Source organism: Streptomyces sp. NPDC001532, assembly GCF_040298625.1.
Lineage (GTDB): Bacteria > Actinomycetota > Actinomycetes > Streptomycetales > Streptomycetaceae > Streptomyces.
On record NZ_JBEPAL010000016.1, the window covers coordinates 104,881 to 119,166 of the forward strand.

The following is a 14,286-nucleotide window of genomic DNA, read 5'->3' on the forward strand; positions in this document are numbered from 1 at the left end:
TTCCCCGTGCCTCTTTTCCCGTCCGCGAGTGCCCCGCCGCCCGGAGGTTGACACGCGTGGGCTGCGGACAGGCGAACCCGGGGTGAACGCGAGGCCGACGGTTCCCCCCGCGCGGGCCCGCGGCCGGGACCGGGGCGGCTCAGGACACCGGTCGGGAGACTCAGACGGCGCCGGGCGGCGATATCTTTCCGGTCGTCTTTTCGTTGTCGACCCGGCTCACCGTGCAGATGATCTTGGTGAAGCCCTGGTCCCAGTCCTCCTCGTCGGCCATCCAGCCGAAGACGGCCCGCTCCGGGCCGGGCGCCCAGCTCGACTCGAACTTGTTGCCGCACAGCTTGGTCGCGTTGTCGCTGCCCTTGTCGTAGCTCATGCCGTCGGGAGCCTCCGCGACACCGACGACCTGGTCGGTGTGCGGCTTCGCGCAGTCGGTGAGCGGCGCCTTGTAGCCGTCCTCCAGGTCCTCGTAGACCCAGCAGTCGCCGACGCTCATCTGTCCGACCCACAGATCGGTGCCGGCGTCGCGGAAGCGGCCCACCTCACCGCCGATCGCGGCATGCCGGCCGAGCACCAGACACGCCGTACCGCCACCGGCCGCGTCGAAGCCCTCCTGGCTCGGCAGCACGGCGTAGCCACCCGCGTCGGGCAGCGCGTCGACGACCGAGCGGGTCTGGTCCGCGCACCGCCGCGCCCCGTTCGCGCGCGCGTCGGCGTGGTCGGTGGCGGTGTCGACGGCCACCACCTGGCCGTCGGGCCAGTCGTCGGCGCAGTCGACCACGCCGAGGTTCGGCGCCGACTCGAACGGCGTCCCGGTCCACACGGCCCGCACGCAGTCGCCCGCCTCCAACGGCTCGCTCAGCCCGACCGCCGCCCCGTACGGCAGCACCGGCCCCGTCGGCGACGGCGATCCCCCGGCCGCGCTCGCCGACGGCGCCGCGCCCTTCGCGGAACCCTTGCCGCCGTCGCCGTCGTCCCCGGTGAGCGACACGGCCGCCCAGCCGCCGAGCCCCAGCACCAACGCCACGGCGAGCGCGAGACCGGCGATCAGGACCGGCTTGCGGCGGCGGGACCCGTCCGGCGGGTACGTGGACCGGGCCGCACCGCCGGTGTAGGGGGGCTGCGGCCCGGCCGCCCAGTACGGCGGCCGGCCGTCGGCGGACGGGTACGACGGCTGGGTTCCGGCGGCGGCGAAGGCGGAGGCCGGCGACTGCGCGTACGGGTTGCCTGGCAGGGCGGGGGCGCCGGCGTTCGCGCTTCCGGGGGTGTGGGGTGTGTGGGGTGTCTGCGGGGTCTGGGGCGTGTGCGGGGTGCTCGGCGCCGGACCCGCCGCGCCGGGCGCTCCCGACGTGCTCGCCGGGAGCGGCGTTCCCGGCGTACCCGGCGTACTCGGTGTCGAGGCCGCCCCGGCAGGCGTGTTCGGCGTCGGACCCGCCACACCGGGCGTACCCGGTGTCGGCCCCGCCGCCCCCGGCACCGGTGGCGGCCACGCCGGCGCGAACCCGGCGTTCGGCGGTGGCCCGAATCCCTCCGGGACCCCGCCGGGCCCGGCGGCCGGGCCCCGTGCCGCCACCCGTTCCAGCCCGCGCGCCACCGCCTCCGGCGCCGACCGGCGCACCGGGTCCTTCACCAGCAGGCCCTGGAGCACCTGGGTCAGCTCTCCGGCCCGCACCGGCGGGGTGGGTTCCTCGCCGAGCAGGGCGGTCAGGGTGGCGTACTCGCCGTGGCGGTCGAAGGGGCCGTGGCCCTCCACCGCGGCGTACAGCGTGGCGCCGAGGGAGAACAGGTCGGCGGCCGGGGTGGGCGGCTCGCCGCGGGCCCGCTCCGGGGCGAGGTAGCCGGGGGTGCCGAGGATGCCGGCCGTGGCGGTGAGCCGCGGCTCGTGGGACTCCGGGCGCAGGGCGATGCCGTAGTCGGTGAGCAGTACGCGTGCGGCGGGGTCGCCCGAAGCGTCCGGCGCGAGCAGGATGTTGGCCGGTTTCACGTCCCGGTGCAGGATGCCGATGCGGTGTCCCGCGGTGAGCGCGTCCAGCACGGCGAGCCCGATCCGGGCCACCCGCGCGGGCGGCAGCGGCCCGGACTGGCGTACGACCGCCTGGAGGTCGACCGCGTCCGGCACGTACTCCATGACGATCCAGGGCAGGCCCTCGTGGACCACCACGTCGTGCACCGTCGCCACATGCGGATGGCCGCGCAGCCGTGCCGCGTGCCGGGCCTCGCTGCGCGCCCGGGCGATGCGCTGGGCCGTCTCGCCCGCGTCCGCGGGCGTGTCGGGCAGCGCGATCTCCTTCAGCGCGACCTCGCAGGCCAGTTCCGTGTCATGGGCGAGCCACACCCGGCCCATGCCGCCCGCGCCGAGCGCGCGCAGCAGCCGGTACCGCCCGTTGATGACCCTGCCGCCACCCTGCTCCGGCGTCTCCCCCGCCATCACGCCTCCCCCTGGGACAGCGCGCATCCCCCGAGGACGCGTGAAATCTGGCCCCTTCGAAGGTAGCTTCGCAGGCCCCACTGACAGGAGCCCTTTTCCGGAGCAATCCCGTCAGACCAGACACAGCGGCCTCAGATGTGCGCGGCCGTCCCAGTGGTGACGGCACCGGGCCGCCGGGAACACCGCCCGACGGCCCACGGCGTCACGCCGGCTCGAGGAAGCCCTGCTCCACCAGGAGCCGGATCTGTGCCGGCGTACGGTCGCGGAGCAACACCGGGTCCTCGCCGACCAGTTGCGCGATCGCGTCCAGGATCCGCCCGGCCGTCAGCGAGCCGTCGCAGACGCCGGCGAAGCCCGCGCCCACCGTGTCGACCTTGGTGGCCCGCCGCATTCCGCGGTTCTGCCGCAGCACGACGTGCTCCGGGTCCTCGGCGCCGGGCAGGCCGACCTGTTCCTGGACCACCTCGTCGACGAGCCGGAAGCGTTCCTCCAGCAGCGCCGCGTCGTCGCGCGCCCGGAGGTAGTCGAGGCGGGTGAAGTGCGCCCGGACCGTCTCGCCGAGCGGCTGTTCGACCGGGTGGGGCCATTCCTCGACGGTCACCGAGGGCTCGGCGGCGTCGGTCCGGCGCAGGGTGATCCAGCCGAAGCCCACGCCCTTCACCTTGCGCGCCTCGAACTCGTCCAGCCAGGCGTCGTACCGCGCCTGGTACTCGGCCGTGTCGCCCCGGTGGTCGCCCGCGTCCCGCAGCCACAGCTCGGCGTACTGCGTGACGTCCTGCACCTCGCGCTGCACGATCCAGGCGTCGCAGCCGGGCGGCACCCAGGACCGCAGCCGGTCCTGCCACTCCTCGCCCGCCACGTGCTGCCAGTTGGCGAGGAACTGCGCGAACCCGCCCACGTTCAGCCGCTCCCCGGCCTGCCGGACCAGCGTGCGGCACAGGTCGTCGCCGCTCATCCCGCCGTCGCGGTAGGTCAGCCGGGCGCCCGGCGAGATCACGAAGGGCGGGTTGGAGACGATCAGGTCGTACGTCTCGCCCTCCTCGACCGGCTCGAACAGCGAGCCCTCCCGCAGGTCGGCGGCCGGGGCGCCGGACAGCGCGAGGGTGAGCGCGGTGATGTGCAGCGCGCGCGGATTGAGGTCCGTCGCGGTCACGCGCGTGGCGTGCCGGGCGGCGTGCAGGGCCTGGATGCCGGAGCCGGTGCCCAGGTCGAGGGCGGACGCGACGGGCGTCCTGACGGTGATCCCGGCCAGCGTCGTCGAGGCGCCGCCGACGCCGAGGACCACGCCCTCGTCCCGGCTTCCGATGCCTCCGGCGCCGCCGACCGCGCAGCCCAGGTCGGACACGATGAACCAGTCCTCGCCGCCGGGTCCGCCGTACGGCCGTACGTCCACGGTGGCCGCCAGCCCGTCGTCACCGGCCCGCACCAGCCAGCCGCTCGCCAGGCACTCCTCGACCGGCAGCACGTCCGCCACGCGCGCGTGCGGCACGGGCTGCTGCAACAGGAACAGGCGTACGAGCATCTCCAGCGGAGTGTCCCCGCGGGTGGCGCGGAGCGCGGGCACGGTCTCGCTGCGGGCCAGCGCCGCGTACGCGGAGGCGCCGAGCAGTTCGAGCAGTCCGTCGGCGGTGAAGGAGGCCCCGAGCAGGGCCTCCCGCAGCCGGGCTGCGACCTCGGGGCGGTCGGTGGCGGGCAGAGGGGGCGTCGAGGACAGGCTGGTGTTGCTCACCACCCCATTGTGTCGGCTCCCACCGACAGCGCACCCGCGCGAGCGCCACCGAGGGCCTGCGGCCGCTCAGCTCCGCGCCACCGCTCAGCCCTGTGTTGCCGCCGGGGAGGCCGACGCGGAGGCCGCCTGGCAGCTTTCCTGCTTGGCCATCGCCTGGCCGACCTCGCCCTCCTCCAGGGCCTTGAGCGCGTCGTTGCCGGTCTTGCCGAGCTTGTCGAGCTCGGTGGCGACGTCCTTGAGGCCGTCGGCGAACTTGGCCTGGTCCTTGGTGTCGAGCGCGTCGACCTGCTTCTTCAGGGAGGCGTAGGAGGCGGAGAGGCCGTTGAGCTCCTTGACCGCGTTCTGCTGCTTCTTCTCGCCGTTCTCGACGTTCGGCGCGCCGGCCTTGGTGATGGCGGTTCCCATCGCCTTGTAGGCGTCGGACATGTCCTGGAAGGCCTTCGAGTCGGCCGCCTGGACCTCTGCCGGCGTGCTGTCGTCGGAGGTCTCCTTCTGGATCTCGGCGTTGGCGGTCCTGATCTTCTTCGCCTGCGGCTGCACCGCGTCACAGACCTGCTTGGCCCAGGTGTCCAGCTTCTCGTTGCCTTCGTCGCTGCTGCTGCATCCGGACAGCGAGAGTACGAGTACCGCACCGCCGGACAGCGCGGCCGCGAGCTTCTTGTTCACCGGTTTGGTCCCTTCCATGGCTCTCGGCCCCGGAACATACACGCCAAGCACGCGACATCCGCACGGTGAACATCCTATATTTACCTTTTTGTAGCCGTTTGCACCATGGGAGAGAAGGCTCACGGCCACAGCTCGGACAGCACGGAGGCGGACGGACGACGCGTCAGTGCGCGCCATCCGCCCGCCCTTTGGACCGAGCCCTGCCGGACGCCCTACGAAACGACGGCCGTGTCGGGCGACTTGGAGCCCGAGCCGGCGCCGTCCGCCTCGTCCTCGTCGCCCATGGCGATCCCGCGCCGCTTGGAGACGTACACCGCCCCCACGATCACCAGGAAGGCCACCACCGCGACCGCCACCCGTACGCCGACGTTCTCGTCGGCGCCGTAGGAGAACTTGATGATGGCCGGCGCGATCAGCAGCGAGACCAGGTTCATCACCTTCAGCAGCGGGTTGATCGCCGGGCCCGCGGTGTCCTTGAAGGGGTCGCCGACCGTGTCGCCGATCACCGTCGCGGCATGCGCGTCACTGCCCTTGCCGCCGTGGTGCCCGTCCTCGACGAGTTTCTTGGCGTTGTCCCACGCGCCACCGGAGTTGGCGAGGAACACCGCCATCAGGGTGCCCGCGCCGATCGCGCCCGCGAGATAGGCGCCGAGCGCGCCGACGCCCAGCGTGAAGCCCACGAAGATCGGCGCCATGACGGCGAGCAGACCGGGCGTGGCCAGCTCCCGCAGCGCGTCCCTCGTGCAGATGTCGACGACTTTCCCGTACTCCGGTTTCTCGCTGTAGTCCATGATCCCCGGATGCTCGCGGAACTGCCGCCGCACCTCGAACACCACCGAACCCGCCGACCGCGACACGGCGTTGATGGCCAGTCCGGAGAAGAGGAAGACGACCGCCGCGCCCGCGATCAGGCCGACGAGGTTGTTGGGCTGCGAGATGTCCATCGCCAGGGTCAGCGGCGCGCCCTCGCCGGTCAGTCTCTCGCCGACGTCCCGCGCGCCGGTGGTGATGGCGTCGCGGTACGACCCGAAGAGCGCCGCCGCCGCGAGCACGGCGGTGGCGATGGCGATGCCCTTGGTGATGGCCTTGGTGGTGTTGCCGACGGCGTCCAGGTTGGTGAGCACCTGCGCGCCCGCGCCCTCCACGTCGCCGGACATCTCGGCGATGCCCTGCGCGTTGTCGGAGACCGGCCCGAAGGTGTCCATCGCGACGATCACCCCGACGGTGGTGAGCAGCCCGGTGCCGGCCAGTGCCACCGCGAACAGCGCCAGCATGATCGACGTACCGCCGAGCAGGAACGCCCCGTAGACGCCGAGGCCGATCAACAGCGCGGTGTAGACCGCCGATTCGAGGCCCACCGAGATCCCGGCGAGGACGACGGTGGCGGGGCCGGTGAGGGCGCTCTTGCCGATGTCCCGCACCGGGCGGCGGCTGGTCTCGGTGAAGTAGCCGGTGAGCTGCTGGATGACGGCGGCGAGCAGGATGCCGATCGCCACCGCGACCAGCGCCAGGATCCGCGGGTCGCCGTCCTTCGCCCGGATCGCCGCGTCGGTGACGCCGTCCAGCTCGGAGTACCGGCCCGGCAGGTAGACGAAGACCGCGATCGCCACCAGCACCAGGGAGATCACCGCGGAGATGAAGAAGCCGCGGTTGATCGCGCTCATCCCGCTGCGGTCGGCGCGTCGCGGGGCCACCGCGAAGATGCCGATCATCGCGGTGAGCACGCCGATCGCCGGGACGAGCAGCGGGAACGCCAGCCCGGCGTCGCCGAACGCCGCGGTGCCGAGGATCAGCGCGGCCACCAGCGTCACGGCGTACGACTCGAAGAGGTCCGCCGCCATGCCCGCGCAGTCGCCGACGTTGTCGCCCACGTTGTCCGCGATGGTCGCGGCATTGCGCGGATCGTCCTCCGGAATGCCCTGCTCGACCTTGCCGACCAGGTCGGCGCCGACGTCGGCGGCCTTGGTGAAGATGCCGCCGCCGACTCGCATGAACATCGCGATCAGCGCCGCGCCGAGCCCGAATCCCTCCAGCACCTTCGGCGCGTCGGCCGCGTACACCAGCACCACGCAGGAGGCACCCAGCAAACCGAGCCCCACCGTGAACATGCCCACGACACCGCCCGTACGAAAAGCGATCTTCATCGCTTTGTGCGAGACGGCGGTGAGATCCTTTTCCGGCTCACCCGGACCGGGAGTGGCCTCCCGGGCCGCCGCGGCCACGCGCACATTGCTGCGTACGGCGAGCCACATGCCGATATAGCCGGTGGCCGCCGAGAACGCCGCGCCGATCAAGAAGAACACCGACCGCCCGGCCCGCTGATTCCAGTCGTCCGCGGGCAGCAGCAGGAGCAGGAAGAACACGACGACGGCGAATACGCCGAGTGTGCGCAGCTGCCGGGCCAGATAGGCGTTCGCGCCTTCCTGGACCGCCGCCGCGATCTTCTTCATGCTGTCGGTGCCCTCGCCGGCCGCGAGCACCTGGCGCACCAGCACTCCGGCGACCAGGAGTGCCGCCAGCGCCACGGCCGCGATGACCGCGATCATGGCTCGGTTGCCATCGGTGAGCACCGCGACCGCGAGAGCTGTGGAGTGGTCGAGCCGATCTGGAGAAGAAAGCCCCGCCATTCGTCCTCCTTGACGCTTGGGCTGAGCTCAAGATGTGGACGGATTCTAGAGATCTGTTCCGGATCAAAACAGTACGCGGGAAACGGAATCGGTACACCCCGGTGGGCGCCGAGTAATGCCCCGAAAGCGTTCTGGGCCATTCGGGTGATCGGAATTGATCGTGAATTCCTTCACGAATTCTGGGCGGGCTTGCGCCATCCGTGGGAAAACACAGCGAGGGCCCTGCTCGGCAGGGCCCTCGAATGCTTTGTGCGAGCGCGTCAGGCGGACGCGCCGCGTGTGCGGCTCAGGGGAGCACCGCGGTCGGCGAGGGAGTGGTCGGCCAGGTCATACGGATCGACCCGCCCTCCGCTCCGGTGCTGACCTCCACGTCGTCGACGAGGCCGCTGATGACCGCGAGGCCCATCTCGTCCTCCTCGGTCTCCGCGTCCGGGTCCTCGGCCGTGCCCGGCGCACCACCGGGGACCGCGTGCGGGGCCTCGTCGCCGACCTCGATGGAGAACTGCTTCTCCTCCTCGATCAGCAGCACCCGCACCGGCGCGGTGATACCGACGTTCTGATGCAGCCCGACCGCGCGGGAGCACGCCTCACCGACGGCGAGGCGGACCTCGTCGAGAACCGCCTCGTCCACTCCGGCCTTGCGGGCGACGGAAGCGGCCACCAGGCGGGCGGTCCTGACATGTCCGGGGACCGCACTGAAGCGGAGCTCAACGGTGGCCATGCATCCCCCTCGGAGCTACGGGCGTGCTGACGGGCGGGCCAGGCCGCCGTGACGCCCGGCCCCCCTTCTTCCACTCTGCCGACCGGGCATCGCGCCCGGAGCGGCGTATCAGTCGGTGGCCGCCACCGCTTCCTCGACCGAGGTGTGAATCGGGAACACCTTGGTGAGGCCGGTGATGCGGAAGATCTTCAAAATGCGCTCCTGGTTGCAGACCAGGCGCAGCGAGCCCTCATGGGCACGCACACGCTTCAGGCCGCCGACCAGCACGCCGAGCCCGGCGGAGTCGAGGAAGTCCACGCCCTCCATGTCGACGACGAGGTGGAAACTGCCGTCGTTCACCAGCTCGACCAACTGCTCGCGCAGCTTGGGCGCGGTATATACGTCGATTTCGCCACCGACCCTGACGATCGTGCGATCGCCCATGGTCTCGGTCGACAGGGACAGGTCCACGGATCCTCCAGCACCTTGCTATCGAGCGTTCGTCCTCGGGGCATCTCGGCTTCCGCCCCCAAGACGGTTCGCCAGCCGCGATGGCATTCAATCACTTACCGGCAGGCGTGCACGACGCCTTGGTCCCATTGTCCGTCACGCCAGTGACACACTCGGTGCCGATGGCCAAGAATCACCGATCCGATCGATCCCCGGCGGACCCCGTGTCCCGCCTCGCCCCGGGCACGGTCCTGGACCGGCTCGCCTCGGGGCCGAGCCGGGCTTCGCGCATCACTCATACGGAGCACTTGCCCCCGCGTGCGGGCCGCCATGCCGTCTGGCCGGACCGGATCCGCCCGGAGGTCATCGCGGCCGTGCAGGCCGCCGGGATCGAGCATCCGTGGGCCCACCAGGCACGGGCCGCCGAGCACGCGCTGGACGGCGACTCGGTGGTGGTCGCCACCGGCACCGCCTCCGGCAAGTCCCTCGCCTATCTGGTCCCGGTGTTCTCCACCCTTCTGGACGGCTCGGAGGCTCCGAACGGCCGCGGCGCCACCGCCCTCTACCTGGCACCCACCAAGGCGCTCGCCGCAGATCAATGCCGATCGGTGAAGGAACTTTCACAACCTTTGGGCCATGCCGTTCGTCCGGCCGTGTACGACGGCGACACCCCGTTCGAGGAACGCGAGTGGGTCCGCCAGTACGCCACCTACGTCCTCACCAACCCCGACATGCTGCACCGCGGCATATTGCCGTCCCACCCGCGCTGGTCCTCCTTCCTGAAGGCGCTCAAGTACGTCGTCGTCGACGAGTGCCACACCTACCGCGGCGTGTTCGGCTCCCACGTCGCCCAGGTGCTGCGCCGGCTGCGCCGGCTGTGTGCCCGCTACGGCGCCGACCCGGTCTTCCTGCTGGCCTCCGCGACCGCCGCCGAACCCGCCGTCGCCGCGCGCCGGCTGACCGGCCTGCCCGTCGTCGAGGTCGCCGACGACGCCTCTCCGCGCGGGGAGATGGTGTTCGCGCTGTGGGAGCCGCCGCTCACCGAGATGCAGGGCGAGAAGGGCGCTCCCGTCCGCCGTACGGCCACCGCCGAGACCGCCGACCTGCTCACCGACCTCACCCTCCAGGGCGTCCGCTCGGTCGCCTTCGTCCGCTCCCGGCGCGGCGCCGAGCTGATCTCGGTCATCGCCCAGGAACGGCTCTCGGAGATCGACCGCTCGCTGGCCCGGCGGGTCGCGGCCTACCGGGGCGGCTACCTCCCGGAGGAGCGGCGCGCCCTGGAACGCGCCCTGCACTCCGGTGAACTCCTCGGTCTCGCCGCCACCACCGCCCTGGAGCTGGGCGTCGATGTCTCCGGCCTGGACGCGGTGGTGATCGCCGGCTATCCCGGCACCCGCGCGTCGCTGTGGCAGCAGGCCGGCCGCGCGGGCCGCTCCGGGCAGGGCGCGCTGGCCGTCCTGGTGGCCCGCGACGACCCGCTGGACACCTTCCTCGTCCACCACCCCGAGGCCCTGTTCGACCAACCGGTGGAGTCCACCGTCCTCGACCCCGACAACCCGTACGTCCTCGCCCCGCATCTGTGCGCGGCCGCCGCGGAGCTTCCGCTGACCGAGGACGACCTGGAGCTCTTCGGACCGGCGGCCACCGACCTGCTTCCGCAACTGGAGGCCGCGAAGCTGCTGCGCCGCCGCACCAAGGCCTGGCACTGGACCCGCCGGGAGCGGGCCGCCGACCTCACCGACATCCGCGGCGAGGGCGGGCGCCCGGTCCAGATCGTCGAGTCCGGCACCGGCCGCCTGCTCGGCACGGTCGACGAGGGCGCCTCGCACACGACCGTCCACGAGGGCGCGGTCCACCTCCACCAGGGCCGCACCTATATGGTCCGCTCCCTCGACCTCGACGACTCGGTCGCCCTGGTCGAGGAGGCCAACCCGCCGTACTCCACGGTCGCCCGCGACACCACCTCGATCTCCGTGCTGGAGACGGACATCGAGATCCCCTGGGGCGACGGCCGCCTCTGCTACGGCTCCGTCGAGGTCACCAACCAGGTCGTCTCCTTCCTCCGCCGGCGCCTGATCACCGGCGAGGTCCTGGGCGAGACCAAGCTCGACCTCCCGCCTCGTACGCTGCGCACCCGCGCGGTGTGGTGGACGGTCACCGAGGACCAACTCGACGAGGCCCGCATCAACCCCGAGATCCTCGGTGGCGCGCTGCACGCCGCCGAGCACGCGTCGATCGGCATGCTCCCGCTCTTCGCGACCTGCGACCGCTGGGACATCGGCGGCGTGTCGGTCCCGCTGCACCCCGACACCCTCCTCCCGACGGTCTTCGTCTACGACGGCCATCCGGGTGGCGCGGGCTTCGCCGAGCGGGCCTTCCACACCGCCCGCGACTGGCTCACCGCGACCCGCCAGGCCATCGCCTCCTGCGAGTGCGACGCCGGTTGCCCGTCCTGCATCCAGTCCCCCAAGTGCGGCAACGGCAACGACCCACTGCACAAGCGGGGCGCGGTACGGCTGCTCACGGTGCTGCTTCGGGGAGCACCGGAGGAGAAGCCGCAGCCGGAGGCGGGGGGATCGGCGGAGCCGGAGGGACCGACGGAGGCGGGGGGATCGGCGGAGCCGGAGTGACCGGCGGAGCCGGAGTGACCGCCGGAGCCGGTGGAGCCGGAGGGACCGGCGGGGCCGGAAGACCGGGCGCCGTCCCCGCCGGGCCCGCCCGCGCCCTGACCTCCGCCGCGAACGGCGCCGCGCCCGCCACCACCGACACATCCGAGATCTCACCGACCAGCACGCACCGCACGAGCCGTGTGCCATGCGCCCGCGCCACCCGCTCCGCGCGGTCGCAGGCCCCGTCGGTGCCGTGCGCCCAGTGATCCGCCGCCGCGAGCGCCGCCAGATCCGCGCCGGTGGCCGCACGATGCCGTGCCACCACGGCCTGCCCCAGGGCGAGCACGACACCGAACACCACACAGAGCACGGCGATCACCCCGACACTCCAGACGGTCGCGGAACCCCGGTCCCCGCCCGCCCAGCGGGTGACGGCAGTCGCGGTGCCGGCTGCCGCACGGGTGATGACCCTCGGGGTGCCGGCTGCCGCACGGGTGATGGCCCTCGGGGTGCCGACTGCCGCACGGGTCTTGGCCTTCGGGGTGCCAGCTGCCGCGTCGGTGAAGGCCCCCGGGGTGCCGCCTGCCCCACAGCCGGCGGCCATCCGGGCGGAGCCTGCTTCACGGAGGTCGGGCCGGCGGGGGTCGGGCCCCGCCCCGGACCACCACCCACACCTCACCCGCCCCCACCTGGCCCTCCACCACCCACACCTCGCCCTCCCCCACCCGCTCACAGTGCCCCCTCCACCGACGCCACGGCCTCCTCGCGTACCTCGAACGCCACATCGCCCAGGACCGGCGGCGCGACGGAGACCACGACCCGGACCCGGTCCCCTTCGCGGCCGACCGTGACCCGCGCACCGCGCGGTGCCACCTGCCGGGCCGCAGCGACGACCGCGTCGACGGGGTCCTGGCGGGCCGCCGCGCGAGCACCGGTGCGTGCCGCGTCCACGCACTGGATCTGCGCGGCCACCACCAGCAGCCCCCACACCAGCGCCATCGCGAAGGCCACCAGTACCGGCAGCACCACGGCCGACTCAGCCGTCACGAACCCCCGGTCCCGCCGGTCCCGCCAGGCCCGCCGTGCCTCACACCCGGGCACCGAGGGCCTGCTTCACGATGCTGTGCAGCTCCGCACTGACCTCTCCGCTGGTCACCACCTTGTAGAGCAGCACCGCGAAGCCCGCCGCCGCGACGATCCCGACCGCGTACTCGGACGTGACCATGCCGGCCTCCCTCCGCGCCCCGCGCACTCCCCGCACCCGGCCGACCAGCGCCCGTACCACCTTGCTCATCCCAACCCCTCCGATTCCGTACTGCCGTTGCTCCATACGCGTCATCACCCAGGCGTCCCCCGGTCATCGACCACCCCCGCCCATCACCTCGCCCGCCATCCCGATCACCACGGGCAGGACGCCGACCGCCAGGAACGCGGGCAGGAAGCACACCCCCACCGGCGCCGTGACCAGCACCGCCGCCCGCCGGGCCCGTACCGTCGCGGAGCGTCCCCAGGCGGCGCGGGCGTCGGCCGCGAGCCGCGCCGCCGGACCGGCGGCAGGCAGTCCGGACACATCGGCGCGTTCCAGCAGGCGCGCCAGGCCTTCGGCTCCCGGGAGCGCGCCAAGCGCCCGCCAGGCCTCCCCGGGCTCGCCGCCGAGGCGCACCTCCGCCGCACCCCGCGCGAGCGCCCGCCCCACGGGCCCGCCCAGCGCCTCGCCCACCGCCTGGGCGGCCGGCACCGGCGCGGCTCCCGCGGCCACGCAGGCGGCCACCAGGTCGGCGGCGAGCGGCACTTGCCGACCGGCGGCACGAACATCGGGCGTCGCACCGGCGGCCGTACGCCGGCCCCGCTGCCGCTCCCACCGCCGCCACCGCCGGACCGCCACCGCCGCCAGCACCCCCACGACGACCCCGAGGCCCCCTCCTACGAGCACCCAGGCGGCGCCCGTCACACCCACCTCGGGCAGCAGCCGCCGTACGGCGTCCGGCACCCGGAACCGCGCCTTCGCGGCCGGGACCTGCCGGGCCAGCAGGCCGGCCAGCCGGCGCCGCACCCGCCGCTCGCTCCGCGCGGAGGCCGCTTTTCGTGTCAGCCAGGCCAGCGCGAGGATTGTCCCCAGGACTACCCCCAGCCTGTGGACAACTTCCGGGCTCATGCCGCCGCCTCCGCCGTCCGGACGATCCGCAGCACCCACCACAGCCCCAGGGCCTCCAGCAGACCGCCGACGAGCAGGCAGCCGAGCCCCGGCCCGGTGTGCAGCAGCACCCGCAACGGGTCCGCACCGAGGGCGGTGCCCAGGACGAGGCCCAGCGCCGGGAGCGCGGCGAGCATGGCCGCGGTGGCGCGGGCTCCCGCCATCTGGGCCCGCAGCTCGGCGCGTTGATCGCGCTCCGCGCGCAGAGCCGCCTCCAGCCGGTCGAGCCCGGCCGCGAGGCCCGCGCCATGGTCCACGGCGACCCGCCAGCACGCGGCGAGTCCGAGCAGGCCCTCGGCACCCGGTTGACGGGCCGCGGTCGCGAGCGCCCCCGGCACCTCCCCGCCGAACCGTGCCGCCGCGGCCACCGCCGCCTGGGCCTCGGCGAGCCCTCCGGTGTCCCGCGCGGCCCGCAACAGCGCCTCACCCGGCTGCCGTCCGGCCCGCACCTCCCCGGCGAGCGCCCCGCACAGCGCGATCACCTCGTCGCCCCGGCGCTCCCTGGCGCTGCGCGCCTCCCGGGCCAGCCGCGCCCGCCTCAGCAGCGGCACCCCGGCCGCCCCCGCGACGACCGGCAGCACCGAGGAGCCCAGCACCGCCAGCACCACGCCGGCGACCGGGGCCCACCACTCGGCCCGCGCCCGTTCGCGCAGCAGCCGTAGCGCGTCGGCCCACCACCGTGGCACCGGCGGCCCGGTGCCCGTCATCGCGCCGCCGCCCGCGAGCAGCAGCCGCGTCCGGCGCGCCCCGGCGTGCGGGCCGCCGATCACCCAGGCCGCGGCGCCCACGCACAGCGCCGCCGCGCTCATCGCCGTCTCTCCCATCGCCACCTCATCCATGTCCCGCCCCGCTCCCCTCTCCGGTCCACTCATCCCGCCCGGTCATCGGC

The 14,286-nt window shown here is 73.4% G+C and carries 12 protein-coding genes; 1 reads left to right on the plus strand and 11 read right to left on the minus strand.

The genetic code is table 11. From position 1 onward, the window contains the following. Positions 1 to 160: 160 nt before the first annotated feature. From ABT232_RS17275 to bldG, 6 genes are all read right to left on the minus strand, one after another. Positions 161 to 2,422 carry a serine/threonine-protein kinase gene (locus ABT232_RS17275; protein WP_351840751.1) on the minus strand — a complete coding sequence of 754 codons (2,262 nt, stop codon included), beginning with the start codon at positions 2,420 to 2,422 and terminating at the stop codon, positions 161 to 163. Between the two features lie 202 nt (positions 2,423 to 2,624). Beyond that, complete coding sequence (locus ABT232_RS17280; protein WP_351840752.1) at positions 2,625 to 4,151, minus strand: DUF7059 domain-containing protein; 1,527 nt, start codon at positions 4,149 to 4,151, stop codon at positions 2,625 to 2,627. 84 nt (positions 4,152 to 4,235) lie between these two features. Continuing rightward, positions 4,236 to 4,835, minus strand: coding sequence for a small secreted protein (locus ABT232_RS17285; RefSeq protein WP_351840753.1), 600 nt, complete (start codon positions 4,833 to 4,835; stop codon positions 4,236 to 4,238). A 194-nt stretch (positions 4,836 to 5,029) separates the two neighbouring features. Continuing rightward, the gene (locus ABT232_RS17290) at positions 5,030 to 7,444 is read right to left on the minus strand and encodes a sodium-translocating pyrophosphatase (protein ID WP_351840754.1); all 2,415 of its coding nucleotides are present in this window, start codon (positions 7,442 to 7,444) and stop codon (positions 5,030 to 5,032) included. A 286-nt stretch (positions 7,445 to 7,730) separates the two neighbouring features. Continuing rightward, positions 7,731 to 8,165: an ATP-binding protein gene (locus tag ABT232_RS17295; protein WP_351840755.1), complete on the minus strand. Its 435-nt coding sequence runs from the start codon at positions 8,163 to 8,165 to the stop codon at positions 7,731 to 7,733. Positions 8,166 to 8,273: 108 nt separating this feature from the next. Continuing rightward, positions 8,274 to 8,615 (minus strand): anti-sigma factor antagonist BldG, encoded by a 342-nt coding sequence (gene bldG / locus ABT232_RS17300; protein WP_351840756.1) that lies wholly within the window; start codon positions 8,613 to 8,615, stop codon positions 8,274 to 8,276. Positions 8,616 to 8,695: 80 nt separating this feature from the next. Between bldG and ABT232_RS17305 the strand changes: the two genes are divergently transcribed. Next, positions 8,696 to 11,224: a DEAD/DEAH box helicase gene (locus tag ABT232_RS17305; RefSeq protein WP_351840757.1), complete on the plus strand. Its 2,529-nt coding sequence runs from the start codon at positions 8,696 to 8,698 to the stop codon at positions 11,222 to 11,224. Here ABT232_RS17305 and ABT232_RS38460 read toward each other — a convergent pair. The 5 genes from ABT232_RS38460 to ABT232_RS17330 all read right to left on the minus strand — a co-directional run bounded on the left by ABT232_RS38460 (position 11,115) and on the right by ABT232_RS17330 (position 14,236). Further along, positions 11,115 to 11,807: an Rv3654c family TadE-like protein gene (locus ABT232_RS38460; RefSeq protein WP_450871671.1), complete on the minus strand. Its 693-nt coding sequence runs from the start codon at positions 11,805 to 11,807 to the stop codon at positions 11,115 to 11,117. The genes ABT232_RS17305 and ABT232_RS38460 overlap by 110 nt on opposite strands. 125 nt (positions 11,808 to 11,932) lie before the next feature. Then, entirely contained in the window at positions 11,933 to 12,304 is a 372-nt protein-coding gene (locus ABT232_RS17315) for a TadE family type IV pilus minor pilin (RefSeq protein WP_351840758.1), read from the minus strand. Further along, complete coding sequence (locus ABT232_RS17320) at positions 12,291 to 12,497, minus strand: DUF4244 domain-containing protein (RefSeq protein ID WP_351840759.1); 207 nt, start codon at positions 12,495 to 12,497, stop codon at positions 12,291 to 12,293. Before ABT232_RS17320 ends, ABT232_RS17315 begins: the two co-directional genes overlap by 14 nt. Before the next feature lie 63 nt (positions 12,498 to 12,560). Beyond that, the gene (locus ABT232_RS17325; RefSeq protein WP_351840760.1) at positions 12,561 to 13,358 is read right to left on the minus strand and encodes a type II secretion system F family protein; all 798 of its coding nucleotides are present in this window, start codon (positions 13,356 to 13,358) and stop codon (positions 12,561 to 12,563) included. Beyond that, complete coding sequence (locus ABT232_RS17330; protein ID WP_351840761.1) at positions 13,355 to 14,236, minus strand: type II secretion system F family protein; 882 nt, start codon at positions 14,234 to 14,236, stop codon at positions 13,355 to 13,357. Before ABT232_RS17330 ends, ABT232_RS17325 begins: the two co-directional genes overlap by 4 nt. Positions 14,237 to 14,286 lie beyond the last annotated feature (50 nt).

Excerpts from the sequence above, each read along its gene's own strand:
- ABT232_RS17275 (WP_351840751.1), bottom strand. The coding sequence starts at position 2,422 with ATGGCGGGGGAGACGCCGGAGCAGGGTGGCGGCAGGGTCATCAACGGG.
- ABT232_RS17285 (WP_351840753.1), bottom strand. The coding sequence starts at position 4,835 with ATGGAAGGGACCAAACCGGTGAACAAGAAGCTCGCGGCCGCGCTGTCC.
- ABT232_RS17290 (WP_351840754.1), bottom strand. The coding sequence starts at position 7,444 with ATGGCGGGGCTTTCTTCTCCAGATCGGCTCGACCACTCCACAGCTCTC.
- ABT232_RS17295 (WP_351840755.1), bottom strand. The coding sequence starts at position 8,165 with ATGGCCACCGTTGAGCTCCGCTTCAGTGCGGTCCCCGGACATGTCAGG.
- ABT232_RS17305 (WP_351840757.1), top strand. The coding sequence starts at position 8,696 with ATGGCATTCAATCACTTACCGGCAGGCGTGCACGACGCCTTGGTCCCA.
- ABT232_RS38460 (WP_450871671.1), bottom strand. The coding sequence starts at position 11,807 with ATGGCCGCCGGCTGTGGGGCAGGCGGCACCCCGGGGGCCTTCACCGAC.
- ABT232_RS17320 (WP_351840759.1), bottom strand. The coding sequence starts at position 12,497 with ATGAGCAAGGTGGTACGGGCGCTGGTCGGCCGGGTGCGGGGAGTGCGC.
- ABT232_RS17325 (WP_351840760.1), bottom strand. The coding sequence starts at position 13,358 with ATGAGCCCGGAAGTTGTCCACAGGCTGGGGGTAGTCCTGGGGACAATC.
- ABT232_RS17330 (WP_351840761.1), bottom strand. The coding sequence starts at position 14,236 with ATGGATGAGGTGGCGATGGGAGAGACGGCGATGAGCGCGGCGGCGCTG.